Annotated in this window: 26 protein-coding genes; 18 read left to right on the top strand and 8 right to left on the bottom strand. The window is 67.0% G+C overall.

The features are described from left to right. Window positions 1-91: 91 nt before the first annotated feature. A complete protein-coding gene (locus H9639_RS09980; protein ID WP_225219481.1) occupies window positions 92-1,108 on the bottom strand; it encodes an SGNH/GDSL hydrolase family protein in 1,017 nt (338 codons plus the stop codon). A gap of 263 nt (window positions 1,109-1,371) precedes the next feature. Between H9639_RS09980 and paaZ the strand changes: the two genes are divergently transcribed. Continuing rightward, window positions 1,372-3,465, top strand: coding sequence for a phenylacetic acid degradation bifunctional protein PaaZ (gene paaZ / locus H9639_RS09975; protein WP_191807939.1), 2,094 nt, complete (start codon window positions 1,372-1,374; stop codon window positions 3,463-3,465). Between the two features lie 71 nt (window positions 3,466-3,536). Here paaZ and H9639_RS09970 read toward each other — a convergent pair whose 3' ends face one another. The 3 genes from H9639_RS09970 to H9639_RS09960 form a co-directional block, all read right to left on the bottom strand. Next, a complete protein-coding gene (locus tag H9639_RS09970) occupies window positions 3,537-4,172 on the bottom strand; it encodes a TetR/AcrR family transcriptional regulator (protein ID WP_191807938.1) in 636 nt (211 codons plus the stop codon). Between the two features lie 76 nt (window positions 4,173-4,248). Beyond that, window positions 4,249-5,592, bottom strand: a complete 1,344-nt coding sequence (gene paaK, locus H9639_RS09965; RefSeq protein ID WP_191807937.1) for a phenylacetate--CoA ligase PaaK — start codon at window positions 5,590-5,592, stop codon at window positions 4,249-4,251. A 117-nt stretch (window positions 5,593-5,709) separates the two neighbouring features. Next, on the bottom strand, window positions 5,710-6,186 hold the full coding sequence (locus H9639_RS09960) for a hotdog fold thioesterase (RefSeq protein ID WP_191807936.1): 477 nt from the start codon (window positions 6,184-6,186) through the stop codon (window positions 5,710-5,712). Between the two features lie 158 nt (window positions 6,187-6,344). Between H9639_RS09960 and H9639_RS09955 the strand changes: the two genes are divergently transcribed. Then, on the top strand, window positions 6,345-7,127 hold the full coding sequence (locus H9639_RS09955) for a DedA family protein (protein ID WP_318242051.1): 783 nt from the start codon (window positions 6,345-6,347) through the stop codon (window positions 7,125-7,127). A 114-nt stretch (window positions 7,128-7,241) separates the two neighbouring features. Here the strand turns inward: H9639_RS09955 and H9639_RS09950 are convergent, their stop codons facing one another. After that, window positions 7,242-9,428, bottom strand: a complete 2,187-nt coding sequence (locus tag H9639_RS09950; RefSeq protein ID WP_191807934.1) for a S9 family peptidase — start codon at window positions 9,426-9,428, stop codon at window positions 7,242-7,244. A gap of 94 nt (window positions 9,429-9,522) precedes the next feature. Further along, on the bottom strand, window positions 9,523-10,110 hold the full coding sequence (locus H9639_RS09945; protein ID WP_191807933.1) for a hypothetical protein: 588 nt from the start codon (window positions 10,108-10,110) through the stop codon (window positions 9,523-9,525). 202 nt (window positions 10,111-10,312) lie between these two features. Between H9639_RS09945 and paaA the strand changes: the two genes are divergently transcribed. The 11 genes from paaA (at window position 10,313) to H9639_RS09890 (ending at window position 18,958) form a co-directional block, all read left to right on the top strand. After that, the gene (gene paaA, locus H9639_RS09940) at window positions 10,313-11,302 is read left to right on the top strand and encodes a 1,2-phenylacetyl-CoA epoxidase subunit PaaA (RefSeq protein WP_191807932.1); all 990 of its coding nucleotides are present in this window, start codon (window positions 10,313-10,315) and stop codon (window positions 11,300-11,302) included. A gap of 2 nt (window positions 11,303-11,304) precedes the next feature. Further along, on the top strand, window positions 11,305-11,667 hold the full coding sequence (paaB, locus tag H9639_RS09935; RefSeq protein WP_225219451.1) for a 1,2-phenylacetyl-CoA epoxidase subunit PaaB: 363 nt from the start codon (window positions 11,305-11,307) through the stop codon (window positions 11,665-11,667). Beyond that, window positions 11,664-12,482, top strand: coding sequence for a 1,2-phenylacetyl-CoA epoxidase subunit PaaC (paaC, locus tag H9639_RS09930; protein ID WP_191807931.1), 819 nt, complete (start codon window positions 11,664-11,666; stop codon window positions 12,480-12,482). The genes paaB and paaC overlap by 4 nt, the downstream gene beginning before the upstream one ends. A gap of 5 nt (window positions 12,483-12,487) precedes the next feature. Continuing rightward, a complete protein-coding gene (paaD, locus tag H9639_RS09925; RefSeq protein WP_191807930.1) occupies window positions 12,488-13,099 on the top strand; it encodes a 1,2-phenylacetyl-CoA epoxidase subunit PaaD in 612 nt (203 codons plus the stop codon). Between the two features lie 2 nt (window positions 13,100-13,101). Further along, a complete protein-coding gene (paaE, locus tag H9639_RS09920) occupies window positions 13,102-14,265 on the top strand; it encodes a 1,2-phenylacetyl-CoA epoxidase subunit PaaE (RefSeq protein ID WP_191807929.1) in 1,164 nt (387 codons plus the stop codon). Window positions 14,266-14,311: 46 nt separating this feature from the next. Continuing rightward, the gene (locus H9639_RS09915; protein ID WP_191808136.1) at window positions 14,312-15,079 is read left to right on the top strand and encodes an enoyl-CoA hydratase/isomerase family protein; all 768 of its coding nucleotides are present in this window, start codon (window positions 14,312-14,314) and stop codon (window positions 15,077-15,079) included. A 166-nt stretch (window positions 15,080-15,245) separates the two neighbouring features. Then, window positions 15,246-15,863 carry a hypothetical protein gene (locus tag H9639_RS09910; RefSeq protein ID WP_191807928.1) on the top strand — a complete coding sequence of 206 codons (618 nt, stop codon included), beginning with the start codon at window positions 15,246-15,248 and terminating at the stop codon, window positions 15,861-15,863. A gap of 55 nt (window positions 15,864-15,918) precedes the next feature. Further along, entirely contained in the window at window positions 15,919-16,560 is a 642-nt protein-coding gene (locus H9639_RS09905) for a copper resistance CopC family protein (RefSeq protein ID WP_191807927.1), read from the top strand. A gap of 142 nt (window positions 16,561-16,702) precedes the next feature. Next, on the top strand, window positions 16,703-17,344 hold the full coding sequence (locus H9639_RS09900; protein WP_191807926.1) for a copper chaperone PCu(A)C: 642 nt from the start codon (window positions 16,703-16,705) through the stop codon (window positions 17,342-17,344). Continuing rightward, window positions 17,344-18,600: a Dyp-type peroxidase gene (locus H9639_RS09895; RefSeq protein ID WP_191807925.1), complete on the top strand. Its 1,257-nt coding sequence runs from the start codon at window positions 17,344-17,346 to the stop codon at window positions 18,598-18,600. Before H9639_RS09900 ends, H9639_RS09895 begins: the two co-directional genes overlap by 1 nt. A gap of 94 nt (window positions 18,601-18,694) precedes the next feature. Beyond that, window positions 18,695-18,958: a DUF6480 family protein gene (locus tag H9639_RS09890; protein WP_191807924.1), complete on the top strand. Its 264-nt coding sequence runs from the start codon at window positions 18,695-18,697 to the stop codon at window positions 18,956-18,958. 120 nt (window positions 18,959-19,078) lie between these two features. Here the strand turns inward: H9639_RS09890 and H9639_RS09885 are convergent, their stop codons facing one another. After that, window positions 19,079-19,531: an Lrp/AsnC family transcriptional regulator gene (locus H9639_RS09885; RefSeq protein WP_191807923.1), complete on the bottom strand. Its 453-nt coding sequence runs from the start codon at window positions 19,529-19,531 to the stop codon at window positions 19,079-19,081. A gap of 249 nt (window positions 19,532-19,780) precedes the next feature. On the opposite strand from H9639_RS09885, the gene pdhA reads away from it, so the two are divergent. From pdhA to H9639_RS09860, 5 genes are read left to right on the top strand one after another with little or no spacing between them, the layout of a single operon-like run. Further along, window positions 19,781-20,929, top strand: coding sequence for a pyruvate dehydrogenase (acetyl-transferring) E1 component subunit alpha (pdhA, locus tag H9639_RS09880; RefSeq protein WP_191807922.1), 1,149 nt, complete (start codon window positions 19,781-19,783; stop codon window positions 20,927-20,929). 15 nt (window positions 20,930-20,944) lie between these two features. Next, the gene (locus H9639_RS09875; protein WP_191807921.1) at window positions 20,945-22,039 is read left to right on the top strand and encodes an alpha-ketoacid dehydrogenase subunit beta; all 1,095 of its coding nucleotides are present in this window, start codon (window positions 20,945-20,947) and stop codon (window positions 22,037-22,039) included. A gap of 2 nt (window positions 22,040-22,041) precedes the next feature. Next, window positions 22,042-23,457 carry a dihydrolipoamide acetyltransferase family protein gene (locus tag H9639_RS09870; RefSeq protein ID WP_191808135.1) on the top strand — a complete coding sequence of 472 codons (1,416 nt, stop codon included), beginning with the start codon at window positions 22,042-22,044 and terminating at the stop codon, window positions 23,455-23,457. A gap of 51 nt (window positions 23,458-23,508) precedes the next feature. Next, on the top strand, window positions 23,509-24,360 hold the full coding sequence (locus H9639_RS09865) for an MBL fold metallo-hydrolase (protein ID WP_191807920.1): 852 nt from the start codon (window positions 23,509-23,511) through the stop codon (window positions 24,358-24,360). Beyond that, window positions 24,345-25,604, top strand: a complete 1,260-nt coding sequence (locus H9639_RS09860; RefSeq protein WP_191807919.1) for an MFS transporter — start codon at window positions 24,345-24,347, stop codon at window positions 25,602-25,604. Before H9639_RS09865 ends, H9639_RS09860 begins: the two co-directional genes overlap by 16 nt. On the opposite strand, the gene H9639_RS09855 is transcribed toward H9639_RS09860, so the two are convergent. Beyond that, the gene (locus H9639_RS09855; protein WP_191807918.1) at window positions 25,579-26,478 is read right to left on the bottom strand and encodes a phosphatase PAP2 family protein; all 900 of its coding nucleotides are present in this window, start codon (window positions 26,476-26,478) and stop codon (window positions 25,579-25,581) included. The genes H9639_RS09860 and H9639_RS09855 overlap by 26 nt on opposite strands. Window positions 26,479-26,622: the final 144 nt, after the last annotated feature.

Here is a 26,622-nt window from a genome sequence, read left to right as displayed (position 1 = left end):
GGGGGGGGGGGGGGGGGGGGGGGGGGGGGGGGCCGGGGGGGGGGGGCCCCCGCCGTCGTGCTTTGGGCGCAGGGACGGGGCAGCGTTCCCGCTAGCTCCTGCCGCGGCAGCCGCCGTGCCCGGAGGGCAGCTCAACATCGGCCGTGATTGCTGCCAGATAGCCGTCGCGGTAGCCGGTGGCATTCGGGTGCAGATCCAACGGCCCGCCGTCGAAAATAATCCACGGTTCAGCCGAGCCCACGCCGTGTCCGGCGAATTCGTCCACCACATCCACGAAGGTCGAGCCGCGGCCCAGCTGGGCCGCCAGGACGGCGTTGAGCTTATCGGTGCCTTCGTTGAAGAGTGCCTGGGCTGCCGGGCTCAGCGGCCCGGGGGTGCCTTGCTCAAACAGGTGCGGATAACCGGTCAGGACAAGCTCGGCCCGGGGTGCCAGCGAGCGCAGCTGCCGCAGCGATTCCTGCAGCGCGGCGGCGAGCGTGGTTTCGGCGTAGGCCTGGGCGGCCTCAAGAGCGGGGGCGCAGGTGGCCGGCAGTTCCGGCCCGGCGCAGGCCGCAACTACTTCGCCGAACCGCACGTCGTTGCCGCCAATTGTCAGGGTGATCAGGTCGGTGCCGCGGCCGATCAAGCCGCCTTCCGCCAGCGCGTTGATCTGTTCCGGCAGGTCCACCGGACCGGTGGGAGGTTCCGGAGGGGTGGACAGTGCTGTGGCTCCGGCACAGGACTGGTTCGAGACCATCGTGACGCCGTCGACTCCGTCCAGCAGTGCCGGGTAGCCCTCCGCCGTCCGGCGGCACGCGTCCAGCAGCTCACCGCCGCCGTAGCCCGCGGCGTAGGAATCGCCCAGCGCTAGGTAGTCGAAGCTGCGGTCCCGGCCGTGGTCCCCGTCGTGATTCCGCCCGTGGCCCGGGCCCTGACGCCACACCTGGTGTTCGCCCCTGCCGTGCCCGCTGCCGTGCCAGGCAGGGTGTCCGGTGTTGTGCCTCTGGCCGAGTGCGGTTCCGGGCTCCGAAGCCGCGGCCGGAGCGGCAACCCCGCCGGCGATTAATCCGCTTCCCACCGCCAGCAGCACTGCTGCCCGGCTCCAGCCGTTCATCCGGTTCCGGTGCATCACGGGACTCCTTCATCAGGGGACGGGACGCACCCAAGCTAACGCCCGGGCTCCCGATGCGGAACGCGCAACGGCCAAAACGGCACCGGCCGGGGATCAGATTCAACGCCGGCTGCGGTGGTGTGCTCCAGCCCACTCTCATGTAGGCTGGATTCATTACCGACCGTCCGGTCAGTTATGTGCGCGTACGTCCCGTGTGGATGCCCGCGCACAGATGCCCGGACCGGAAAACGAACGTCCAGTACCGAAAGGGTCCGTCAAAGATGACCTCAACCGCCATAGACGTGCAAGTCGTCCCCAGCTTCGTCCAGGACGAATGGTGGACCCCGGAGCGCGGCAGCCTCGCCGCGGCCAACCCGGCCGAAGTCCGTGATGCCAGCACTGGCGAACTCCTGGCGCTGGTCAGCACCGACGGACTGGACCTCTCCGCCGCAGTTGCCCACGGACGCACGGTAGGGCACCGCGGGCTGGCCGGACTCACCTTCCACCAGCGGGCGCTGAAGCTGAAGGAACTGGCGCAGTACCTGAACGGCCGCCGCCCGGAACTCTACGAAGTCTCCGCCCGCACCGGCGCCACCAAAATTGATTCCCTCGTGGACATCGACGGCGGCATCGGCGTGCTCTTCACTTTCGGCTCCAAGGGCCGCCGCGAACTGCCCAACGCCACCGTGGTGATCGACGGCACCCCCGAGGTCCTGTCCAAGGACGGCTCCTTCATTGGCGAACACATCTACACGTCCATCCCCGGAGTCGCCGTGCAGATCAACGCCTTTAACTTCCCGGTCTGGGGCATGCTGGAGAAGTTCGCTCCGGCCTTCCTCGCCGGCGTTCCCACCATCGTGAAGCCCGCAACTCCCACCGGCTACCTCACCGAAGCCACCGTGCGGATGATGATCGAATCCGGCATCCTGCCCGCCGGCTCGCTGCAGCTGATCTCCGGCTCCGCCCGGGACCTGCTGGACCACCTGGACTACCGGGACATGGTCTCCTTCACGGGTTCGGCGTCGACCGCCAACAAGCTGAAGAACCATCCCAACGTCATCGAAGGCGGCGTGCGCTTCACCAGCGAAACCGACTCGCTGAACGCCTCCATCCTGGGACCTGACGCTGTGCCCGGCACTCCGGAGTTCGACGCGTACGTGAAATCGCTGGTCACCGAGATGACCGTCAAGGCCGGCCAGAAGTGCACCAGTATCCGCCGTGCCATTGTCCCCAAGGCACTGGTGAACGACGTCGTTGCTGCCGCTGCCAAGCGCATCGAAGAGCGCGTGGTCCTCGGCGACCCGCGCGCCGAAGGCGTCACCATGGGCGCCCTGGCCTCCACGGAGCAGCGCGACGGCGTCCGGGAGTCGGTGCAGGCACTGCTCGACGCCGGCGCCGAGATCGCCTTTGGCAGCCTGGACGCCCCGGAAACCGTGCAGGCTGACGGCAGCCGCGGCGTCGCCGAAAACGGTGCGTTTATGGCTCCCGTCCTGCTGACGTGGGAGAACCCCGAGGCACCGGCCCTGCACTCCGTGGAGGCCTTCGGCCCGGTCGCCTCCGTGGTCGGCTACGAAGACACGGCCGACGCCGTCCGGCTGGCAGCACTCGGCGGCGGCTCCCTGGTTGCCACCGTGTGCAGCAACGACCCGGAGACTGTCCGCGAAGTTGTCACCGGCATCGCCGGCCACCACGGCCGCGTGCACGTGCTGAACCGCGAAGACGCCAGGTCATCGACCGGCCACGGTTCGCCCGTGCCGCACCTGGTCCACGGCGGCCCCGGACGTGCCGGCGGCGGCGAGGAACTCGGCGGCATCCGCGCCGTCAAGCACCACATGCAGCGCACCGCAATCCAGGGCTCGCCCAACATGCTCACGGCCATCACCGGCGTCTGGCACACCGGCGCGGACCGGAACTTCGATGAGACGCACCCGTTCCGCAAGGACCTGGCCACGCTGAAGATCGGCGACGCGATGGCCTCGGAGCTGCGGGAGGTCACGCTTGAGGACATCACGGCCTTCGCGAACAGCACGGGGGACACCTTCTACGCGCACACCAACCAGGAAGCTGCCGAGGCGAACCCGTTCTTCCCGGGCATCGTGGCGCACGGTTACCTGCTGCTGTCCTGGGGGGCCGGGCTGTTCGTTGAGCCCGCACCGGGACCGGTGCTGGCCAACTACGGCCTGGAGAACCTGCGTTTCATCACTCCGGTGGCCGCAGGGGACTCCATCCGGGTCACCCTCACCGCCAAGCGCATCACCCCGCGGGAGACGGACGAGTACGGCGAGGTGGCGTGGGACGCCGTCCTGCACAACCAGAACGACGAGATCGTGGCGACCTACGACGTCCTGACCCTGGTGGAGAAGGAACGCGCTTAACTTTCGGCGATACAGCGAAGCCCGCCTGGAAATCCAGGCGGGCTTCATGTGTTTGAAGGGGGAGGGTTCGGTCAGGCCTTTTTATGGAGGCCGTCGAACACCATGGAAATAACGTCGTCGGCGAGCTTGTCCGCGCCGATCGGCCCGCCGGGCTTGTACCACTCAACAATCGAGTTGATGGTGCCGAAGAGCAGCCGGGTAGTGGTGCGCGGATCGATGTCGCTGCGCAGAGAGCCTTCGGTCCGGGCGGCGTCGACCAGCTGGGCCACCCGGTGGTCGAACTCGCGGCGCCGGGCCAGGGCATCCCGCTCGATCTCCGTGTTGCCGCGCAGACGCAGCAGCAGGGTCACGAACGGCAGGCGGTCCGTCAGAACCCGGATGGTTCCGCGCAGGACGAACTCCAACCGGGCATCGGCGGGACCGGTGGATGCCCGCGGATCGTCCAGGACCCCCTCCAGGCCGCCCAGCGCATTGTCCAGTGCTAGGCGGAGCAGATCCCCCTTGGACGGCACATGGTGGTAGATGGCGGACTTCGTGATGCCCAGGTTCTCCGCGAGGATCCCCATGGAGGTCGCCTCGTAGCCGTGCCGGTTGAAGACGTCGACGGCGATGTTCAGCACGGTCTGCTGGTCATAGCCCGGCCTGCCCCGGCGGGTGCCGTTTGCGGCAGCGGGCGGCGAAGCAGAGGAGGTCGGAGTCTTAGGCATCTATCTATTTTCCCATGAACGTTCGGTTGGCCGGACCAGGCCGGCCAACCGAAGGATGGATCGTTCGGGGCAGGTGTTAGGCCTGGGCCTCGGCCTTCTTGCGGAGGTCGTAGATCCGGCGCAGCTTGCCGCTGGAACGGGCCAGGGAGCCAGGCTCCACCACGTTGACGGTGCAGGAAGAGCCGATGTGAATCTTGATCTGGGACCTCAGCTCAGCAGCAGCCCCGATGCACTCCTCGGAGCTGGCTTCCGTGCGGCGCTCGATCTTGACGGTCAGCTCATCCATGCGGTCCGGGCGGGTGATTTCCAGCTGGAAATGCGGGCTCAGGGCGGGAATGCGCAGGGCAATTTCCTCAATCTGGCTGGGGAACAGGTTCACGCCGCGCAGGATAATCATGTCATCGTTCCGCCCGGTGATCCGGCCCATCCGCCGCATGCCAGGACGGGCAGTGCCCGGCAGCAGGCGGGTGAGATCGTGGGTGCGGTAGCGGATGATCGGCAGGGCTTCCTTGGTGAGCGAGGTGAAGACGAGTTCACCGTGTTCACCGTCCTGCAGAACCCTGGTGTCATCGAACGGGTCGATGATCTCCGGACGGAAATGATCCTCCCAGATGTGTGCCCCGTCCTTGGTCTCGACGCATTCCCCGGCCACGCCCGGCCCCATGACCTCGGACAGGCCGTAAATATCGCACGCATCGAGGTCCAGCAGGACTTCGAGTTCATGGCGCATCTCCTCGGTCCAGGGCTCGGCACCCAGGACGGCGTTCTTCAGCGACGTGGAACGGGGATCGATGCCGGCCTTGGCCATGGCATCAGCAATGGTCAACAGGTAGGTCGGCGTGCAGAGGATCGTGTCCGGCTCGAAGTCCTGGATCATCTGGATCTGCCGCTCGGTCTGGCCGCCGGACATGGGAATCACTGTGCACCCCAGCTTCTCGGCCCCGAAATGCGCGCCCAGGCCGCCGGTGAACAGCCCGTATCCGTAGGCGTTATGCACTTTGTAGCTGGACTTCACGCCGGAGGCACGCAGGGAACGGGCCACCAGGGTGCCCCAGCGGTCAAGGTCACCCTTGGTGTAACCAACAACTGTCGGCCGGCCGGTCGTTCCGGAGGACGCATGGATCCGGGCCACCTGCTCCATGGGGACGGCGAACATGCCGAACGGATAGCTCTGCCGCAGGTCTTCCTTGGTGGTGTATGGGAACTTCGCCAGATCTGCGAGCTCCTTGAGATCGTCCGGGTGGACACCGGCGTCGTCGAATTTCTTCGTGTACAGCGGCACCCGCTCATACGCGTAGCGCACCGTTTCCTGCAGGCGGACCAGCTGGAGGGTTTCGATTTCCTCCCGGCTCATCAGCTCCTCGGGATCGAGCGTTGCGGGGTCGGCTGCGGTGGCCTTGAGGGGGGAAGCGGTATTCATGCGCGGGAACCTTCGTGGAGGGGAATGGTGGGGCAGGGTTACGGCGGAAGCGGAACTGGTTGGGGCCGCTGCCGGGCGATGCTTCCGGGAAATGCGCGGCGGACGGCGGGGAGCGGGTTAGGCCCGCCGGGCGGGATTCGGGATGGTGCGGGATCGGCCGCGGAATTCCGCGATGACGCGGCTGCTCCCGTCCGGTGCTTCGGCACTAACCTCAATGTCGTAAATGCCGCTGCGGCCCGCGCCTGCACGCCGGACGGCTTCTGCCCGGAGCTTTTCCCCGGCACTGGCCGAGGAAATGAAGTTGATGTCCGCTCCCGAGGCCACGGTGATGGTCTCCATCTCGGCGAGCGACGCGGGGCTGGACGGATTGCAGGCAAGGGCGAACGCGGTATCGGCGAAGGCGAAGACCATGCCGCCGTGGGCGATGGCAAACCCGTTGAGCATTTCCGGCCGGAGGTCCATGGTGATGGTGGCCTCCCCATCGCCCAGATGGGCCACCTGGATCCCCAGCCATTCGGACGTGGCGTCCTGCTCGAGGATGGGGTGGGCCGGACGCGTTTCGCGGGCCGGAGTGGTGACGACGCAGTCAGCCATGGGATCCCTCACTTTTCTTTACCGAATGTTCATTAGGTAATCCTGTGAGCGCTGTCACTGTCAAGTTCGGCCGGGCAGGAGGGGCAGGGCCACCCACGGCCCGGCAGGCATCCGGGGGCTCCCGGGCTGAACTCCGGGGCATGGCATACCCTGAGAAAGTGACCTTTGCTTTGGCAGTGCCGGGAGCGCTGCAGCCTGTTATGTCCTCCCTGCTGCCGGAATGGCTGGATCCGCAGGTGTTTCTCGCCGACCCCGCCATCGGACCCTGGGTAGTCCTGCTGGTGTGCGGAATCGTGTTTGTGGAAACCGGCCTGCTGGTCGGCTTTTTCCTGCCGGGGGATTCGCTGCTCTTCACCGCGGGCCTGCTGGTGGCCACGGGGGCCATTTCCATCAACGTCTGGCTGCTGATCCTGCTGGTCGCCCTGTGTGCGTTCGCGGGAGACCAGCTTGGCTATTACATTGGGCGGAAGGCTGGACCTGTGGTCTTCAACCGGCCTGAATCCAGGCTCTTCCGCCGGGAGAACGTGACCCGTGCGGAGGTTTTCTTCGCCCGGCACGGCGGAAAGGCGGTGGTCCTGGCCCGGTTTGTTCCGGTGGTCCGCACCTTCACGCCCGTGGTCGCCGGAGTGGGCCGGATGCACTACGCCACCTTCATCGCGTTCAACGCCATCGGCGGGGTCCTCTGGGCCCTTAGCCTGATCCTGCTCGGCTACCTGCTGGGAGACCGGGTGCCGTTTGTCCGGGACAATCTGGACCTGATCTTCCTCGGTGTCATCGCCCTGACCCTGGTCTTTGTGGTGGTTGGGCTGATCCGGCCGGGCCGCCGTTCAGGCAACAACCGTTCGGGCCGCCGGTCAGGCCGCCCTTCGCCGTCCGCAGACCAGCCGGCCCCGGATCCCCGCCCCGGCCCGCAGGCTCCGGAGGCCGGCAACGCTGACTGAAGCGGTCCGCGCGGACGGCCGGGGGCATGGCCCGCTTTTCCACTGCCTTGAACACAGCATAAACACAGCGGCGGGAGCCGGATGCAATGCACCCGGCTCCCGCCGCTGTCTGTATTACCTGCTCGTTTGCACCGGTGAACCGGCGCTCGGCAACAGGTCCTGCGCGTCGAGCGCATCCAGGACGAAGGCGTAGTCCCAGGCCCGGTCCTTCCACGCCTCGTAGCGGCCGGACGCTCCTCCGTGACCGCCTTCCATCTCAATCTTCAGCACGATCGGCTCGGAGCCGGTGGTGACCTCGCGGAGTTTTGCCACCCACTTGGCCGGCTCCACATACAGCACCCGGGTGTCGTTGAAGCTGGTGACCGCCGCGATCCGCGGGTAGTCCACCGGGCGGATGTTCTCATACGGGGTGTATTCGCTCATGTAGCGGTACACCTCCGGATCGGTGATGGGGTTGCCCCACTCCTCCCACTCCAGGGCCGAGAGCGGCAGATCTGGATCCAGGATCGAGGTCAAGGCATCCACGAACGGCACCTGCGCCACAACCGCCTTGTACTTCTCCGGGGCCAGGTTCGCTACGGCGCCCATCAGCAGTCCGCCCGCGGAACCGCCCATCGCAGCGATCCTTGCCGGGTCCACCCAGCCGGAGGCAGCCACATGATCGGTGGCGGCAACGAAGTCCGTGAAGCTGTTCTTTTTGTGCAGTTTCTTGCCCTGGTCGTACCAGGCGCGGCCCATTTCGCCGCCGCCGCGGATATGCGCGACGACGAAGATGACGCCGCGGTCCAGCAGCGACAACCGGGAAATGTTGAAGGCCGGGTCCATGGAAATTTCGTAGCTGCCGTAGGCGTAAACCAGTGCCGGATTGGAGCCGTCCCGGGTCACTTCAGCGCGGCGCAGCACCGAAAGCGGCACCCGGGTGCCATCCGGCGCCGTCGCCCAATCCCGTTCCGCAACGTAGTCGGCGGGGTTATAGCCGCCGCGGACCGGGGTTTCCTTGCGAAGTTCCAGTTCGCCGCTGGCCAGGACGTAGTCATAGACCCGCGGCGGAGTCAGGTAGGACGTGTAGCTCAGCCGGATGATCGGGGAATCGTACTCGGCGTTGGTCAGGCCCGCCGTGTACAGCTCCTCGTCAAAGGCGGGTTCGACGGGGCTGGCCTGGGCCGGAGTGCCCAGGCCCTCCAATGGCAGGACCTGCACCCGCTCGGTGGTTTCCTTGCGGACCGAAACGAGGACGTGCGTGCTGGTGACCGAAGCCCCGTTGACCCTGACGGCGTCGTTATGCGCCACGACTGTGCGCCAGTCCTGCTCAGCGACCGGCTTGGCGAATTCGGTTTCCGCAACCAGGGAGACCATCGAGTTCAGGGCATCCCGGTTGTGGGTGATGAGGTATTCGCGGACTCCGTCCCGGGTGAACGGTTCGGCTTCGTAGAGGATGCGTTCGCTGCGCGGAATAAGGGTGCGGACGGTGCCGGTGGGATCGTCGAAGTCCAGCACCCGGTACTCGCTGTACTCGGAGGTGCTGATGCCGATGAGCAGCTGCGTCCGGTCGGCGGAGAGATCAAAGCCGGTCCACATGGCGACGTCGTCTTCCTGGTAGATGACGGTGTCCTCCTCCACCGGGGTTCCCAGGGTGTGGGCCTTGATCTGGTACGGGCGCCAGGAATCATCGACGACCGTGTAGAAAACGCGGGTGCCGTCGGGGGAGAAGGCCAGGGAGTAGAAAACGTTGCTGACCACGTCCGGCAGTAGCTCCCCGGTGCGCAGGTCCTTGATGCGGAGCGTGAACCGCTCGTCCCCGGCGTTGTCCTCGGAGTAGGCGAGGAGGTTGCCGTCCTCGGTGACGGCGAGTCCGCCGAGGGAGAAGAAGGGTTTGCCCTCGGCTTCGGCGTTGCCGTCGATCAGGATCTGTTCCCCGGGCACCGGAACCCCAGGTTCGACGACGGGCGGGGTCCAATCGGCGTGCAGGTCCCCGGTATCCTGCGCAGCGGTGCGGCAGTGGATCCCATACTGCTGGCCCTCTTCGGTCCGGGTGTAGTACCACCAGCCGCGCTTGCGGGCAGGAACGGACAGGTCAGTTTCCACCGTCCGCGCCTTGATCTCCTCAAAGATCCGCTGCCGCAGCTCTTCCTGGTTAGCCGTCACGGCCTCGGTGTAGGCGTTCTCGGCCTCAAGGTGCGCGATCACCTCGGGGTTTTCCTTCTCGCGCAGCCATTCGTAGTCGTCAATGAACGTCTGGCCGTGGTGGGTGCGCTCGGTGGGTACCTTCTTGGCGACGGGAGGCTGCGTAGTAGTCATCATCCGAATATATCGAGCCTTGCCCGCAGCGGAAGGCGGCAGCCTGCGGTTATGCCGCCAGCAGACGGCCGCGGCACGGGCTGCACCGTGTGGACGTTCAGCGGCCGAGCAGGAACCAGGCGCTGAACATACCTGCGGCGGCAAAAAACACCCAGTTGACCGTTACCAGCACCAGCGTGTGCGTGAACGGGCGGGCATCCTCCGGCATGGCGGGTCCGATGACCGGCTCGGCGGCCGGGCCGTGGTGGAACTGGGACCACAGCGAGGTGAGCAGGAGCAGCCCGCCCCCGGCCAGTGCCACTGGGACAGCGGACACCGTCAGCAGGACCGATCTTCCGATCGTCGCGAAAAGCAGCAGATGGAAGGCCGCCACAGCGGCCAGCACGCCCAGTGGCTTGTACCAGGTCCCGGCCAGCAGGAAGGGAACGTAAAAGGGTGCAGCTCCCGCGGCCAGCAGCAGGGTAACGACGACGGCGAGTCCGGTCACGGTGATACCCAGGACTCCGCCCGTGGAGGCGACGGCTGCGGCGACGGCGCAGAATCCCAGCAGTCCCAGCAGCGCGGGAACCAGCAGCTGCGCCGCCAGGGCCGGGGAGACCCGGTCCTTGATCCGCGCGCGAAGCCTGCTGCGCTCCGTCTGCCCGCTGTTCACCATGGTGCTTCCTCCGCCGCTGATCTGTGCCATTCCCAAGGTAGCCGCTGGGTGTGCATATCCAAGGATATGACTGTGCCGGGGCAGCTTGCCGGACGGGCGGCGGCACCGGAACGGTGCCGTCTTGACGTGCCGCCGCTCACACCCATATCCTGAACGAACGGTCGGTAATTATTGGCCGGGCGACTTCCGCGGTCCGGACCGCGGGCACGTGGAAAACAGTGAGGTGACTTATATGGCTGCGCAGACCGACGCACAGCGGGACCTGCAGGCTGTCCCGGCATTCGAGGACCAGGCCGGGCAGGCCGCTTTCGACGCGATTATTGCCGAGGACTCCCGGATCGAGCCGCGGGACTGGATGCCGGAGGGCTACCGCAAGACCCTGGTCCGGCAGATCTCCCAGCACGCGCATTCGGAAATCGTCGGAATGCAGCCGGAGGCCAACTGGATCACCCGGGCTCCGTCGCTGAAGCGGAAGGCCATCCTGATGGCCAAGGTGCAGGACGAAGCCGGGCACGGACTCTACCTCTACTCCGCCGCCGAGACCCTGGGCACCCCGCGCGAGAAGATGACCGAGGATCTGATTGCCGGCAAGGCCCGCTACTCCAGCATCTTCAACTACCCGACCCGCAGCTGGGCGGACATGGGTGCCATCGGCTGGCTGGTGGACGGCGCTGCCATCTGCAACCAGGTGCCGCTGTGCCGTGCCTCCTACGGCCCCTACGGCCGGGCCATGGTGCGGGTCTGCAAGGAAGAGTCCTTCCACCAGCGGCAGGGGTTTGAAATCCTGCTCGAACTGGCCAACGGCACCGAGGCGCAGAAGCAGATGGCGCAGGACGCAATCAACCGCTGGTATGCCCCGTCCCTGATGATGTTCGGCCCGCCGGATGACAATTCGCCGAATTCCCAGCAGTCCATGAAGTGGAACATCAAGCGTTTCTCCAATGATGAACTGCGGCAGCGGTTCGTCGGGATGATCTTCGAGCAGGTCAAGGTCCTGGGCCTGACCCTCCCCGATGACCAGATCCGGTTCAACGAAGAAACCGGCAAATGGGAGCACGGGCCCCTGGACTGGGATGAATTCAAGGAAGTCCTCGCCGGCCGCGGCCCATGCAATGCCCAGCGCCTGGCACGGCGCCGCGAAGCACACGAGAACGGCGCCTGGGTGCGCGAAGCAGCAGCGGCCTACGCCGCCAAACAGGCACGAAAGACTGAGGTGGCATAAGCATGGTTTCCGGTTCCACAACGGGTGACGACGGCGCCAAGCCGGTGGGCACTGATTCCTCCGCCCAGCCCGGTACGGGCGCCAGCGCGGCCTGGCCGCTCTGGGAGGTTTTTGTCCGCTCCTCCCGCGGGCTGTCCCACGTGCACGCAGGTTCACTGCACGCGCCGGACGCGGACATGGCGGTCCGCAACGCCCGCGACCTCTACACCCGCCGCAATGAAGGCGTTTCGCTCTGGGTCGTCCCCGCTGAAGCCATCATCTCCAGTGATCCGGATGCCAGGGGACAGTTCTTCGAGTCCCCGCAGGGCAAGGACTACCGGCACGCCACGTACTACCGCAAGTCTGAAGGGGTGAAGCACCTGTGAGCTCGGACAGCGCCACCCGCATCACCCCGGGAAATGCCCTCCGTCCTGAAGACATTGCCGCCTCGGATGCCAAGGCACCGGCCGACACCGCCGAATACGCCCTCCGTCTCGGTGATGACTCGCTGATCCTGGCGCAGCGCCTGGGCTGGTGGATTTCCCGGGCGCCGGAGCTGGAAGAGGACATTGCCCTCTCCAACATCGCCCTGGACCTGATTGGCCACGCCCGGTCCTTTCTGACCTACGCCGGCACCGCCTGGGACAAGTCCGAAGATGACCTGGCGTACTGGCGCGGCGAGGGCGACTACCGCTCCGCCCACATCGTCGAGCAGGAAAACGGTGACTTCGCCAGGACCATCGCCCGTCAGCTGGTGGTGTCCTTTTACCAGTTCGAGCTGTACACGGCGATGCTCGCCTCCAAGGACGAGACCCTTGCCGCCATTGCAGCCAAGGCGGTCAAGGAAGTGGACTACCACCGGGACCACAGTGCCCAGTGGGTCCTGCGCCTGAGCCTGGGCACTGAGGAATCCCGCACCCGCATGATCCGCGCCCTGGAACTGGTCTGGCCCTACGTCGGAGAGCTGTTCCAGGACGATGACCTGGTCCGCTCCCTGGACGGAACCGCCGTCCTGCCCTCCACCCTGCGGGCCGCCTTCGACGAGAAGATCGCCGCGGTGCTGGCTGAAGCGGAACTGCAGGTTCCCGACGTTCAGTCCGCTCCCGGCGGCGGTCGTCAGGGACTGCACAGCGAATACCTGGGCCCGCTCCTGGCGGAAATGCAGGTCCTGGCCCGCGAACATCCCGGCGCTTCCTGGTAACAGCCATGAATCAGACACACACGGCCTGGGACCCGTCAGGGGCAGCTTCCGGACACAGCGGAGCCCGGCACGAATCCGGGGTGGACCAGAACACCGGCACAGACCCGGATTCGAGCACGGCGCTCCGCCCGGCGGACCCGGCAGCCGCTGCCGCCTGGGATATTGCTGCCACGGTCTGCGATCCGGAAATCCCGGTCCTCACCATTGAGGACCTGGGTGTGCTGCGGGCCGTGGAGCTGCTGGACGGCAACCAGGTCCGGGCCACCATCACTCCCACGTATTCGGGCTGCCCGGCCATGGACGCGATCCGCGAGGACGTGACGGCGGCACTGATGGCCGCAGGCTATGCCGGCGTCCGGGTGGATCTGGTGCTCGCACCGGCCTGGACCACGGACTGGATGAGTGAGGCGGGCAAGGCCAAGCTCAACGCCTACGGGATCGCCCCACCGACCGGGCGTGCGGCAGCGGGACCCGTCCGTCTGGGGCTGAGCGTCAAGTGCCCCCAGTGCTCCTCGCTCAACACCCGTGAAATGACCCGCTTTGGCTCCACCTCCTGCAAAGCGCTGTACGTCTGCGGCGACTGCCGGGAACCCTTCGACTACTTCAAGGTGCTCTAACTATGACAACCTCCACCACCGAGGCCGCCGGTGCGGCTCCGGCCTCCCGCCGCACCGCCTTCCATCCGCTGACGGTCAGCGAAGTCCGCCGGCTCACCGAAGATGCCATTGAAGTCACCTTCGCTGTGCCCGAGGAACTGGCCGGCTCCTTCGACTACCTCCCCGGCCAGTACGTTGCGCTGCGCACCACGCTGGACGGACAGGACATCCGCCGCAGCTACTCCATCTGCGCCGAACCCAAGCCCGGGGAAATCCGGGTAGCCATTAAGCGGGACCTGGGCGGCCGTTTCTCCACCTGGGCCAATGACAACCTCAGGGCCGGAGACGTGCTGGAGGTCATGAGCCCCACGGGCGGCTTCATCTCCAAGCATCCGATGACGGCGCTGAACCACCCCGAGGACATCGACGTCGACGCGGAAAACGTGTTCGTCGCCGTCGCCGCAGGTTCGGGCATCACGCCGGTCATCTCCATCGCCCGGACCGTGCTCGCGGCGTCGGACAACGTCCGTTTTGACCTGGTCTACGCCAACAAGGCCGCCATGGACGTGATGTTCCTCGAGGAACTCGCCGACCTGAAGGACAAATACCCCGCCCGGTTCGCCCTCTACCATGTCCTGTCCCGGGAACAACGCATCTCTCCGCTGCTCTCCGGCCGGATCGATGCGGAGAAACTCTCATCGCTGATCGAATCCGTCCTGCCCACCCGCAACGTCGATGAATGGTTCCTCTGCGGCCCCTTCGAACTGGTGCAGCTGTGCCGGGACACTCTGGCCGAACGCGGCGTGGAAGCCGAGAAAATCCGCTTCGAACTCTTCACCACCGGCCAGCCGGGCCGCCCGGAAGGCCAGATTGGCCGCCCGGTCACGGTGGATGCGTCCGCAGACAACTTCGAGATCAGCTTCCGGCTCGACGGACTGCAGGGCAAGGTGGCCAGCCCCACCCACGCCCGCGAGTCAATCCTCAACGCTGCGCTGCGCGTCCGCCCGGACGTTCCGTTCGCCTGCGCCGGCGGCGTCTGCGGCACCTGCCGGGCCAAGGTGGTCTCCGGCACCGTGTCGATGGACGAGAACTACGCCCTGGAACCGGACGAGATCGAAAAGGGCTACATCCTCACCTGCCAGAGCCGCCCCACCAGCCCCGAAGTCACCGTCGACTACGACGCCTAGGAGCACCGAACATATGAGCGAGCAGATCCCCTCTGAGCCTAAGTCCATGGTTGAGCTGAGCATCAGCGACGGCGTCGCCGAAGTGGTGCTGAACGCTCCGCAAAAGCTGAACTCCCTCGACGAGCAGGCACTGGCTGATGTGTCCAAGGCTTACGACGACGCCGCCTCCGCCGGAGTGCGGGCGCTGCTGCTGCGCGGGGAGGGCCGGGCGTTCTGCGCCGGACGGGACATCTCCGCCGTCGACCCCGCCAACGACGATGCCTACGGTTTCCTGGGCGATCTGGTCACTCCGCTGCTGAAGAAGATGGCAGCCTTCCCGGCGCCCACCTTCGCCGCCGCCCACGGCGCGTGCCTCGGCGTCGGACTCGGCCTGCTGGTGGCCACGGACGTGGTGTACGTAGCGGATAACGCGAAGATCGGCTCGCCGTTTGCCAACCTCGGCGCGACCCTGGATTCGGGCGGGCACTGGCTGTTCACCGAGCGCCTCGGCGCGCACCGCACACTCGACCTGATTTACACCGCGGACCTGATGAGCGGTTCAGAGGCCGTGGCCGCCGGGCTGTTCAGCCGCGTCTTCCCGGCCAATGACCTGCTCGAAACCACCCGTGCCACCGTGGCCCGCGTCGCCACCGGCGCCACCGGAGCCTTCCGCGCGTCGAAGGACCTGGTCGCCCAGATCCGCGACCAGCGCCTGGGACTGTGGGACTCCGTGGAGGATGAGAACAAAGCCCAGGGCGTCCTGTGCGGCACCCGGGACTACGCCGAGGGTTTTGCCGCCTTCAAGGAAAAGCGGCGGCCCCGCTTCAACGGCTGATCAACGCCGGAGGCGTGAGCTAAACACCGGCGCGCTGGCGGGGCCGGCGAATGGACGGCCCGGCCGTCACCGCGGTGCCGTTCCATTCGACAGCACCGCCAAACTCCGGGAGAATGACAGGGCCGGAGCACCACCCTGCCCGGCATCCGGTGCCCGAGGAGGACTCATGACTGTGCGTGCCGCACGCCTGGTGCGTGGCTGGGCCGCAGCATTTGCGGCCACGGCTGTCGCCTCGGCGTCGCATGTGCTTGGCGGAGGTTCCACACCGGAGCCCGCCATCGTCCTGTTCTCCCTGGCACTGTCCGGAATGGTCAGCTGCCTTCTCGCTGGCCGCTCGCTCTCACTGCTGCGGCTTTCCGCAGCGGTGGTCTTCAGCCAGGGACTTTTCCACTTCCTGTTCAGCCTGGGGTCCGCGCCGGCAACGGTCGGGACCCAGGCAGGACATGCCGGCCACGCCGCCTTCCTCAGTGGCATAGCTGAGCGTTCCCTCGCGGCCGAACCAGCCCAGGCCGCCGCCGCCGCGGGGCTCCTGATGTGGGCGAGCCACGCCCTCGCGGCTGCTGCAACGGTCTGGCTGCTGGCCTGCGGCGAGAAAGCCGCCCGCAGGCTCATCGAAGCTCTTGGGCTGCGGCCCGGGGCCCTGCTCCCGCTGTTCTTTCCGGAACACCTGCCCCGTCCGGTGGCCCTGGTTCTCGCCTACCGCCCGCGCGGCCTGCGCAATCTCGGCATACCCCTGTTAGCTTTCCGCCACCGTGGCCCGCCGGCTGCGTTCGTGTCCGCCTAAGCGCCTCCCCGCGCACCCACACGAACCCCACTTCTCCACGGAACGGAAAGCAGTAATGACCACCTCCCTTTTCCAGCACGCCCGCACGCGTGCCACCCTGCTGGCAGCCGCTCTGTTCGGCGCCCTCGCCCTCTTCCTGGTGGCCGCCCCGCCGGCCCTGGCCCATGATGAACTTGTCTCCGCTACCCCTGCCGACGGTACGGTGCTGGCCGAAGCGCCCACTGAAGTTGAACTGGTGTTCAGCTCCGCACTGATGGACCTGGGCAACCAGGTGATCGTGGCTGATGCTTCCGGGACCAACCTGGCCGAGTCCGAGCCGGTCCTGAACCGCGAAACCCTGGTCCAGAAGCTCCCCGCTCTCGACGACGGCGAATACCAGGTCACCTGGCGCGCGGTCTCCAGCGACGGCCACCCGATCACCGGTGCGTTCAGCTTCACCGTTGGTGCACCCGTGGCCAGCGGCGCTGCCACCGATCAGGCTGAAGCGGGCACAGCGGCTGCAACTCCGACTGCCGAAGCCACAACTCCGGCTCCCGAAGAATCCGCCACCGCGCTGGCTCCGGGCGAAACCACCAGCACAGTAACCTTTGGACCGCTGGGATGGGTCCTGACGGCCCTGGGCGGAGCACTCATCGGAGTGATCATCTACGTCATCGTAGTCGTCGTGAACAAGCGCCGCCGCGGCGGCAACGCTTAGCTTCACCTCTTGATGCGCAGGACCTGACAGTCCCGGCGCACCACCCATGCTGCGGTGCCGGCGCGGCGCCGCAGGACTCCCACACCTTTTCCCGGCCCCCTCATGCGTGCCCGGACACTTACCCCTTTGGAGTACCTTCCCCATGAAAAAAATGACCCTTGCAGCAGCAGTCCTCGCCCTGTCCGCCGTCGGGCTGGCCGGCTGCGGAGCGGACGCTCCGGCACCCGGCTCTGCCTCATCGGCTGCGGCTGAACAGGCGCAGTCCCTGACCATCACCGGTGCCTGGGCCAAGGCTGCGGACGCCGGCGGCATGACCGGAGTCTTCGGAACCCTGAAAAACGGCGGCGCTGAAGATCTCACCGTGGTCGCCGCCAGCTCACCGGCAGCCGCCTCGGTTGAACTGCATGAAACGGCAGCCGGAGCTGACGGCGCCATGACCATGCAGGAGATCGACGGCGGGTTCATCATTCCGGCAGGTGGCGAATACCTGCTGGAACCCGGCGCCAGCCATCTGATGCTGATGGGACTGGAGGACGGCCTGCTTGCGGGAGACACGCTGCCGATCACTCTGGAACTGGCGGACGGAAGCACCACCGGCATCGAGGTCATCGCCAAGGACTTTGCCGGAGCCAATGAAAACTACGGCGACGACGCCGCGGACGCTGACCACACGCACGGCGCTGAAGACACGGACGGTGCCGAACACACGCACGGCACTGAGCACACCGACGGCACTGAACACGCCCACGGCACTGAAGACACCCACGGCACTGTGGACCACTGATGAGCCCGGAATCAGCTCCACCCCGCAACGGGGGAGTCGCCCGCCGGCACCTGCTCTTCGGCGGGGCAGCAGCCGGCCTGGGTGCGGTTGCCGCAGCCGGCGCGCAGCTGGCCGCCGGCCGGGCCGGATCCGCTGCGCCGGACCTGGTCCGGACAGGGCTGGACGAGGCCGGCGCTAACGGCAGCCAGATTGTCCCGTTTTTCGGTCTTCATCAGGCAGGCATTGAAACCCCGCCACCCGCCCACGCATCCTTTGTGGCATTGGATCTGCGCGCCGGCGTGGGCAGGGACCGCATCCGGTCCCTGCTGCGCCTGCTCAGTGACGACGCCGCTGCCCTGACCCAGGGGCAGGCTGCCCTGGCGGACACGGAAGCGGAACTGGCGGTGCTCCCGGCCAGGCTGACGGTGACGTTCGGATTCGGGCCGCGGCTCGTGGCCGCCGTGGCCCCGCACCTGGTCCCGGGCTGGCTGGCTCCGCTCCCGGCCTTCGGCATCGACGCGCTGCAGGAACGCTGGAACGGTGGTGACCTGCTGCTGCAGCTCTGCGCGGATGATCCGCTGACCCTGGCCCATGCCCAGCGCATGCTGCTTAAGGACAGCCGGAGCTTCGCCACGGTGCGCTGGATCCAGTCCGGCTTCCGCCGCGCCTACGGCAGTGAACGGGCCGGCACCACCGCGCGGAACCTGTTTGGGCAGGTGGACGGTTCAGCTAATCCCGTCCCGGGCACCGCCGAGTTCCACCGCGTGGTCTGGGGCGACGCCGAGATCCCGGCGTGGCTGGAAGGCGGAACATCCGTCGTCGTCCGCCGGATTGCGATGAACCTGGACACCTGGGATGAACTGGACCGGCGCGGGCGGGAGGAATCGGTTGGGCGGACGCTGACCAACGGTGCACCGCTGACCGGCTCCTCCGAACGCGACGAACCGGACTTCGAGGCAGTCACGGCTCTGGGCTTCCCGGTGATACCGGACTACGCACACATGCGCCGTGCCCGGCCGGACAATCCGCGCCAGCGGATCCTGCGCCGTTCGTACAACTACGACGCCGCGCCGGAGCCCGGGGGAGCCGTCTCCAATGCCGGCCAGGTCTTTGTTTCCTACCAGGCCGATGTCACGGCTCAGTTCCTGCCGATCCAGGAGCGCCTGGACAAGCTGGACCTGTTGAATGAATGGACGACGCCGATTGGTTCGGCGGTGTTCGCCGTTCCCCCGGGTGCCCGGGAGGGCGGATTCGTGGGGGAGGAGCTCTTCAAGTAGCAGATTGCTCCCGGGGCGCGGTCCCGCTAGGTTGGATTTATCAGCATGCTGATCGATTTCCGTTCCCCTGGCGGGGCCCGACCGAAAGGCGACGATGACACAGAGCTATGACCCCAACAACGATCCCGCGAATCCGGACAAACCCAAGGATGCAGAAGCAGCCGCCGCACAGAAGGGGCCCGGGACCGGTGAGGGTACCGGCAATCATGCCGGGAGCGGCGAGAAAGGCAGCCGCGCCAACCCCGATCCCGCGGAAGGCAACATCACCGGACTCGAATCGGGCGGCGGCGTGCCGCCGGGAGAGACTCCGCCGGCAGAAAACCAGATGAGCATGGATCAGGGGCACGACGAAAACTAGGTCCCTTGACGCTGGCCGCAGGCGTTCCTGCCCCCGCGTGCCCAACGGCCGCCGCAATTCCGGGTTTGCACCGGTACTGCGGCGGCCGTTGGGGTTAATCCGCTGGAGCTCAATTTTGTCTCAGCGGATGTCGAGGTCCTCGAAGACCAGGAAGGTCTGGGTGTCCAGGACACCGGGCATGGACTGCAGGTGATCGAAGATGACCTGGCGCAGGTGCAGGTTGTCCTCGGCCCGGACCAGCAGGATCACGTCGAAGGAGCCGCCCACCAGGGCCACATGGTGCACCTCCGGGATCTTGCGCAGGGCCTCCTTCAATTCACGCCAGGAGTGCTGCCGGACTTTGAGCGTCACGTAGGCGCTGGACCGCAGCCCGGCCTTCACCGGATCCACCACCGCGGTGAAGCGGGTCAGTACACCGGAGCTGGTCAGCTTGGAAATCCGCGAATAGGCATGGGCCCGCGAGATGTGGACGGCCTCCGCCACGGCACTCACCGAGGCGCGCCCGTCCCTGGTGAGTTCAGCCAGAATGCTCTTGTCGATCTCATCCAGTGCCGCGGCCGGAGTCTCCGCCATAGTGTCTACATCCTTCAAAGTAATCCAGCTCACTTTTGCAACTTGTCCACCACCGTACGGTTTTCACAACCAAAAATCTAGGATTTCCGGCAAAGCTGGATGCGAATCGTGCGCCTATCCATACTGGGCTTACAGAAATTCCATCCGTGTGGCTGGGCTCGAGTGGGTAAATTGCCGCTATCAGATTGCTGATATGCAGTGAGCCGCTTGGAGGCCTGTCCGCATCCGCCGCTGATGACGGAGGCTTCCATGACTATTCCCACCGGCCACACACACCCCGGGTCCGCGCACAGTCAGCGTCCCGAGGACAACGAGGACCGCACCGACACCATGCTGCCCTCCGCCACCCCGGTTCAGCTGATCGACGCGGACGGCCGCCACCGGCACAGCGACAAGTACCCGCTGCCCGACGGCGGCCGCCTCCGCGCCGCCTACCAGGGCCTGGTTGCCGGACGGCGGATCAATGACCAGGCCAACGCCCTGGTCCGGCAGGGCCGCCTTGCGGTCTACCCGTCCTCCCACGGCCAGGAAGCCTGCCAGATCGCGGCCGCCGCTGTCCTGGCCGATGGCGACTGGATGTTCCCGACCTACCGCGACACCGTCGCAGTGGTGCACCGCGGCGTCGACCCGCTGCAGGTGCTGACCCTGCTCAAGGGCGACTGGCACTCCGGCTACGATCCGTACGAGCACCACGTCGCCCCGCAGGCCACTCCGCTGGCCACCCAGCTGCTGCACGCCGTCGGCGTGGCCCACGCGGCGAAGCTGCGCGGCGAGAACACCGTGGTCCTGGCCATGTGCGGTGATGGTGCCACCAGCGAAGGCGATTTCCATGAGGCCCTGAACTTCGCGGCCGTCTTCCACGTGCCCGTGGTGTTTTTCGTCCAGAACAACGAGTACGCCATCTCCGTCCCGTTGAAAAACCAGTCGGTGGCACCGTCCCTGGCGCACAAGGCCATTGGCTATGGCATGCCCGGCGAACGGGTGGACGGCAATGATGCCGCAGCCCTCCTGGCTGTCCTGGGCGCCGCCGTCGAGCGGGCCCGCGAAGGCGGCGGACCTGCCCTCGTGGAAGCACATACCTACCGGATGCAGGCGCACACCAACGCCGACGACGCCACCCGGTACCGTGCCGCCGCCGACGTCGAGGAATGGGTTCCGCGGGATCCGCTGACGCGGCTGCGTACCTACCTGCGCGAGCTGGGAGTCCTCGACGACGCCGCGGAGGACGCCATGGCAGCGGACGCCGAAACCATTGCCGCGCGCATCCGCGACGGCCTGAACACCGACACCGTGCCGGAACCGATGGACCTGTTCAACTTCGTCTACAACCGCCGGACCCCGCAGCTGGCTGAACAGGCCGCCCTGCTGCAGGACGAACTCTCCCGGACCCAGGCCTAAGGAACGCCACGCACCATGACAATCACAGACCCCGCACCGGCACCCGCGTCCACGACGGTGTCCCTGACCTTTGCCAAGGCACTGAACACCGCCCTGGCCGACGAGCTGGAGGCCGACGCCTCCGTCGTCATCTTCGGCGAAGACGTTGGCCCGCTGGGCGGCGTTTTCCGGATCACCGACGGGCTGACGGCACGCTTCGGCGAAGACCGCTGCTTCGATACCCCGCTGGCCGAATCCGGCATCATAGGCATGGCCGTGGGCATGGCCATGAACGGGATGCGTCCCGTCGTGGAAATGCAGTTCGACGCGTTCGCCTACCCGGCCTTCGAGCAGGTGGTCAGCCACGTTGCCAAGATGTCCAACCGCACCCGCGGGAAGGTCAAGCTGCCACTGGTCATCCGCATCCCGTACGCCGGCGGCATTGGGGGAGTGGAGCACCACTGTGATTCCTCGGAGTCCTACTACGCCCACACCCCCGGCCTGACCGTGCTGGCGCCGGCCACCGTCGCCGACGCTTACACCCTGCTGCGCGAAGCCATCCGCTACCCGGACCCGGTGGTCTTCCTAGAGCCCAAGAAGCTCTACTGGACCAAGGAAGACGTGGACCTGGCGCAGCTGCGCGCCGACGCCGACGCGTCCCGAAAATCAGCCGACGACGGCACCGCGTCCGCTGCTTCCAATGACACCCAGCCCGGAACCGGCATCGGCACAGCCGCCGTTGCCCGCCCGGGAACTGACGCGACCCTGATCGCCTACGGACCGTCAGTGTCCACTGCCCTGGCCGCCGCGGAAGCCGCCGCCGCCGAAGGCCGCAGCCTGGAAGTCATCGACGTCCGCAGCATTGTGCCGTTCGACGACGAAACCGTCTGCGCGTCCGTCCGCAAGACCGGCCGCGCCGTCGTCATTTCCGAAGCCCCGGGGTTCGCATCCGTGGCCTCCGAGATCACCGCCCGGATCCAGGAACGCTGCTTCCATTCCCTCGCGGCTCCCGTGCTCCGGGTCACCGGATTCGACATTCCCTATCCGGCGCCCAAACTGGAGCACTTCTTCCTGCCCGGCGTGGACCGGATCCTGGACACCGTTGACGAACTGCAGTGGGAGGACAAGTGAGCGTGCGTACCTTCCTGCTCCCTGACCTGGGCGAAGGCCTGACCGACGCCGAACTGGTGACCTGGCTGGTGGCCGAGGGCGACACGATCGCCGTCGATCAGCCGGTAGCCGAGGTGGAGACCGCCAAATCGCTGGTGGAGGTTCCTTCCCCGTTTGCCGGGATCGTCGAAACACTGCACGGCGCTGCCGGTGAAAGCATCGACGTCGGTAAGCCGCTGATTTCGGTGCGCACGACGGCGGCTGCCGGACTGCCCGAACCCGGAGCCGTAGCTTCCGGCGGCGCAGCGGCTGTGTCCGCACCCGGGTCCGATGCTGCCGGCGAAGCCTACCGCCAAGAGGAACGAGCCGGTTCCGGTAACGTGCTGATCGGTTACGGGACCCCGGACAACCACGGAACCAACCGGCGCACCCGTGCCCCGCGGCGCGCCCGCACCAACGCTGCAGCCCTGGTGCCTGCTCCCGCTGCCGCAGCGGCAACTGCAGCTGCAGGCACGGTAACGCTCGAAGCGCCCCGCTGCATCAACCCACTGGTGCGCCGGCTGGCCCGCGACGCCGGACTGGCGCTGATGACCTTGACTGGCAGCGGTGCGGACGGGCTGATCCTGCGCCGCGACGTCGAGCAGGCCATCGCAGGTGCCCAAGCGCCCGCGGCTGAAACAGCGCCTGCGGCTGAAGCAGTGCCCGCTTCGGGCACTGACACACGCTCGGGACTGGCCATCACCAGCCGGACGCCGGTCAAGGGACTGCGCCGCACAGTCGCGGCCAACCTCAGCGCCAGCCGCTCCGAAATCCCCGAGGCAACCGTGTGGGTGGACGTGGACGCCACCGCGCTGCTGGAGCTGCGCGCCGGAATGAAGCGCCGGGACCCGGATAACACGCCGGGCCTGATGGCTTTCCTGGCCCGCTTTGTGCTGGCCGGCCTGCGCCGTTTCCCGGAACTGAACACCCGCTATGTGCGCGGCGAGGCGGGAGATGCGGAGCTGCTGGAGTTTGACGGCGTAAACCTCGGTTTCGCGGCGCAGACCGACCGCGGCCTGATGGTCCCCTCCATCCGGCATGCGGAAAAGCTCAGCGCCCGGGAGCTCGACGCCGAGATCCGCCGGCTGACTTCCGCGGCCCGGTCGGGGGCCGCCACCCCGGCAGAACTCACCTCCGGAACGTTCACCCTGAACAACTACGGGGTCTTCGGTGTGGACGGCAGCGCGGCCATTATCAACTACCCGGAGTCGGCGATCCTGGGCATCGGCCGGATTATCGACAAGCCCTGGGTCGTCGACGGGGAACTGGCCGTCCGCAAGCTCACCGAGCTGACCCTGGTGTTTGACCACCGGGTCTGCGACGGCGGAACCGCCGGTGGCTTCCTCCGTTACGTGGCCGACGCAATAGAGAACCCCGGGAGCGTGCTGGCCGACCTGTGATGTCCGATACGCGGTAGGTTTGTTTTCGGACAGACCCGAAGGACGGACACCATGACGCAGGCAGGCCAGCACACTCCTCATGACTGGGTGGAGGTTGCGCCGCGCGTTTACGTGCGGACCAACCCCGGCTGGGGAATGAACACCGGACTGGTCATCGGCGATGAGCGTGCCCTGCTGATCGACACCGGCGCCGGCCCGGCCCAGGCCAAAACCATCTTCGACGGCGTCCGGCAGCTGACCGATCTGCCGGTCACGGCCGTGAACACCCACGCCCATTTCGACCATTTTTATGGCAACAGCTACCTGCTGGCCCACGGCGTAGAAGATATCTGGGGAACCAGCGACTGCGCCGCGGTCATCGCCGAAGACGGGGAGAACCAGCGCGCCGCGGTAGCCGCCGTCGAACCCGGCATGGCCGCGGGCACCGGTGAGCATACCGGCATCACCCCGCCGAACCGGCTGGTGGACGGCAGCCCCGTGGATCTGGACCTCGGCGGAATGTCCGTGACCCTGTTCCATCTGGGCCGTGGCCACACCAGCCACGACCTCCTGGTGGGAGCCGGGGACGTGTTGTTTGCCGGCGATCTGGTCGAGGAGGGTGCAGACCCGAACTTCGGCGACTCCTTTCCGAAGGACTGGGTCCGGACCCTGGGCAAAATCACCGCCCTGGAAGACCTTTACGCCACCGTGGTTCCCGGGCACGGCAAACCGGTGACCATGGATTTCGTGACCACGCAGATGAACAAGATGCGCAGCGCTGTAGCTGTGACCCGCAACGCCATGGAACAGGCCTCCACGGATGTGACCAAGGCCGTGCCGATCCTGCCCTACGGACCGGAACAGTCGCGGGCGCTCCTCACCCGGCTGCGGACCCTCGCCCGGTGGAAATGGCTGAAGCAATAGACTCGTTCAGCCTGCGCAGCATCGCCGTACCGGCCTTCGGACCGACCATCCTGTACGGGACCGCCATTGGCGCGATCCTGCCCGTCGTCGCCCTTACTGCCAGCGATCTGGGTGCCACCGTTGCCCTGGCTGCGCTTGTGGTGACCCTGACCGGCATTGGATCGCTGGTGGCCAACGTGCCCGCGACCCTCATCACCACCCGCTTCGGTGAGAAGTGGGCCCTGGTGGGGGCAGCCGCCTGGTGCGCCGCCGCCATGGTCCTGGCCGCCACCATTCCGGTGCTGTGGGTCTTCGCCCTCGCCGTTTTTATGGTCGGTATGGCCGGCGCCGTCTTCGGACTGGCCCGGCAAAGCTATGTGACCGAAGCGGTACCGCTGCTGTACCGCGCCCGGGCGCTTTCCACGCTGGGCGGATCCAACCGGATCGGTGTGTTCCTGGGACCGTTCGCCGCTGCGGCGGCCATGCATTTTGCCGGTACCGCAGGCGCGTATTGGGTTGGCGCCGCAGCCGCGCTGGCGGCGGGGCTGCTCAGCCTGACTGTCCCGGACCTCACGGTGCGTGTACCGCGGCCTGGCCGGCGGCAGCGCGGGCAAGGGCAGCCGGACGGCGTGGAAGCCGCTGCCGCGCCGACCCTCCGATCCGTTCTGGGCAGCCACTCCCGAATTTTTCGCACGGTGGGAATCGGCGTGCTGCTGATTGCGGCGGTGCGGGCCACCCGGCAGGCCGTGATTCCGCTCTGGGCCCAGTACCTGGGGATCGACCCCACCCAGACCGCAATCATTTACGGGATCTCCGCCGGAATCGACATGCTGCTTTTCTATCCGGCCGGACGGGTGATGGACCTGCGCGGCCGGCGTGCCGTGGCGGTACCCTGCATGCTCCTGATGGCTTTGGGACTGGCGCTGCTGCCGCTGACGTCCAGTCCGCTGGGTCTGCTGGCAGCCGCGCTGCTCATCGGCTTCGGCAACGGGATCGGATCAGGAATCGTGATGACCCTCGGTGCGGACTTTTCCCCGCAGCCCGGACGCCCGCAGTTCCTGGGGATCTGGCGGCTGCTCTCGGACATCGGCACCCTCGGCGGTCCCGGACTGCTCGCCGGGATCACGGCGGTGCTTTCGCTCTCCGCCGGAATCGGGGCGACGGCGCTGCTGGGAGTGGCGGGCGCAGCGGTTCTCTGGCGCTGGGTCCCCAAAGGTCGGCCCGGGGTTGGTGCGGTGCCTAACGGTCGCCCGCCTGCTGGCTGAACAACAGTGAGCCCAGCGCGGCCAGGCTGTAGCCAACCCCGATGATCAGTGCGAGGCCGCACCAGAAGTAGAGCGGGCTGCCGTCAAGCACGGCGATGCCGTTTCCCCAGCGGGCGTAGGCGTACACCGCTGCGGCGGTTGCCAGGGCAAGGGTCCCCAGGAGAACGCAGATCCCGGTCCAGAACCTGGTTCCGGTGGTCCGTCCGCCGGCCGGCCAGGTGTTCCAATCGGGGTTTGTCCTCAGCATCACCAAGCCGCCCAGGAGCGTGCAGGTGGCTACCACAAAGAAGGCAGCAACGACGTCGGCCGGGCGGTGCCAGAGGTTGAAGAACGTTGCCGCTCCGGCCAGGACGGCGTAGGTGCCGCCGAGGGCTGCGGCGGCGGGCCGCCAGCGAGGGGACGCCACGAGGAAAATGGCGGCCATGGCGGAGGCTGCCAGGGTGGTGTGCCCGGAGGGCAGGGAATTAAAGTCCAGGGTGATAACGCCGCGGTCCGGGCGGTCCAGCAGCAGATTCTTCAGCAGCTGGGTCGCCAGGTTGGCAGCGGCCATGGCTGCCACGGCAATGATGGCGGGCGCCAGGCGTTTCCGCGCAATGCTGACGGCCACTATGACGGCAAGGGCGATAAACACCGAGAGCAGCGGCAGGTTGTCCAGAACTTCCAGGGCCGGGACACGGGTAGCCGGCGCCACCACTTCTGCCTCGCGCCACGCCGATTCGTCCGCCAGCTGCCCGGTGGTGGTGCGGACAAAACCGAAATACGTCAGGGCAGCACAGGCTGCGGTTATCAGTGCGGCGAAGAGGAACAGGGCAGGGTTGTGCCCGGCCCGGCGGCGTGCCGGTGCCCGTTTGCTCAGGAGATTGCGCGTATCCATTCCCTCCAGCGTGCCACAGGTCCATGACGGTTTCCTGTGCGCCGGCCGCCGCGCTGCACAGGCGGTCCGCAAAAAGTCCCGCGGCCGCGGCCGTGGCTCTCCGGCGGCGGCCCACCTTGGCACGCGGTCTGCCGGCGGAGTCCC

The organism is Arthrobacter gallicola, from assembly GCF_014836775.1.
Lineage (GTDB): Bacteria > Actinomycetota > Actinomycetes > Actinomycetales > Micrococcaceae > Arthrobacter_B > Arthrobacter_B gallicola.
The sequence above is the reverse complement of the archived record's forward strand: the minus strand, read 5'-3'. Positions and strand labels throughout refer to the sequence as shown.

Excerpts from the sequence above, each read along its gene's own strand:
- H9639_RS09980 (WP_225219481.1), bottom strand. The coding sequence starts at position 1,108 with ATGCACCGGAACCGGATGAACGGCTGGAGCCGGGCAGCAGTGCTGCTG.
- paaZ (WP_191807939.1), top strand. The coding sequence starts at position 1,372 with ATGACCTCAACCGCCATAGACGTGCAAGTCGTCCCCAGCTTCGTCCAG.
- H9639_RS09970 (WP_191807938.1), bottom strand. The coding sequence starts at position 4,172 with ATGCCTAAGACTCCGACCTCCTCTGCTTCGCCGCCCGCTGCCGCAAAC.
- paaK (WP_191807937.1), bottom strand. The coding sequence starts at position 5,592 with ATGAATACCGCTTCCCCCCTCAAGGCCACCGCAGCCGACCCCGCAACG.
- H9639_RS09960 (WP_191807936.1), bottom strand. The coding sequence starts at position 6,186 with ATGGCTGACTGCGTCGTCACCACTCCGGCCCGCGAAACGCGTCCGGCC.
- H9639_RS09950 (WP_191807934.1), bottom strand. The coding sequence starts at position 9,428 with ATGATGACTACTACGCAGCCTCCCGTCGCCAAGAAGGTACCCACCGAG.
- H9639_RS09945 (WP_191807933.1), bottom strand. The coding sequence starts at position 10,110 with ATGGCACAGATCAGCGGCGGAGGAAGCACCATGGTGAACAGCGGGCAG.
- paaA (WP_191807932.1), top strand. The coding sequence starts at position 10,313 with ATGGCTGCGCAGACCGACGCACAGCGGGACCTGCAGGCTGTCCCGGCA.
- paaB (WP_225219451.1), top strand. The coding sequence starts at position 11,305 with ATGGTTTCCGGTTCCACAACGGGTGACGACGGCGCCAAGCCGGTGGGC.
- paaD (WP_191807930.1), top strand. The coding sequence starts at position 12,488 with ATGAATCAGACACACACGGCCTGGGACCCGTCAGGGGCAGCTTCCGGA.
- paaE (WP_191807929.1), top strand. The coding sequence starts at position 13,102 with ATGACAACCTCCACCACCGAGGCCGCCGGTGCGGCTCCGGCCTCCCGC.
- H9639_RS09915 (WP_191808136.1), top strand. The coding sequence starts at position 14,312 with ATGGTTGAGCTGAGCATCAGCGACGGCGTCGCCGAAGTGGTGCTGAAC.
- H9639_RS09910 (WP_191807928.1), top strand. The coding sequence starts at position 15,246 with ATGACTGTGCGTGCCGCACGCCTGGTGCGTGGCTGGGCCGCAGCATTT.
- H9639_RS09905 (WP_191807927.1), top strand. The coding sequence starts at position 15,919 with ATGACCACCTCCCTTTTCCAGCACGCCCGCACGCGTGCCACCCTGCTG.
- H9639_RS09900 (WP_191807926.1), top strand. The coding sequence starts at position 16,703 with ATGAAAAAAATGACCCTTGCAGCAGCAGTCCTCGCCCTGTCCGCCGTC.
- H9639_RS09895 (WP_191807925.1), top strand. The coding sequence starts at position 17,344 with ATGAGCCCGGAATCAGCTCCACCCCGCAACGGGGGAGTCGCCCGCCGG.
- H9639_RS09890 (WP_191807924.1), top strand. The coding sequence starts at position 18,695 with ATGACACAGAGCTATGACCCCAACAACGATCCCGCGAATCCGGACAAA.
- H9639_RS09885 (WP_191807923.1), bottom strand. The coding sequence starts at position 19,531 with ATGGCGGAGACTCCGGCCGCGGCACTGGATGAGATCGACAAGAGCATT.
- pdhA (WP_191807922.1), top strand. The coding sequence starts at position 19,781 with ATGACTATTCCCACCGGCCACACACACCCCGGGTCCGCGCACAGTCAG.
- H9639_RS09875 (WP_191807921.1), top strand. The coding sequence starts at position 20,945 with ATGACAATCACAGACCCCGCACCGGCACCCGCGTCCACGACGGTGTCC.
- H9639_RS09865 (WP_191807920.1), top strand. The coding sequence starts at position 23,509 with ATGACGCAGGCAGGCCAGCACACTCCTCATGACTGGGTGGAGGTTGCG.
- H9639_RS09860 (WP_191807919.1), top strand. The coding sequence starts at position 24,345 with ATGGCTGAAGCAATAGACTCGTTCAGCCTGCGCAGCATCGCCGTACCG.
- H9639_RS09855 (WP_191807918.1), bottom strand. The coding sequence starts at position 26,478 with ATGGATACGCGCAATCTCCTGAGCAAACGGGCACCGGCACGCCGCCGG.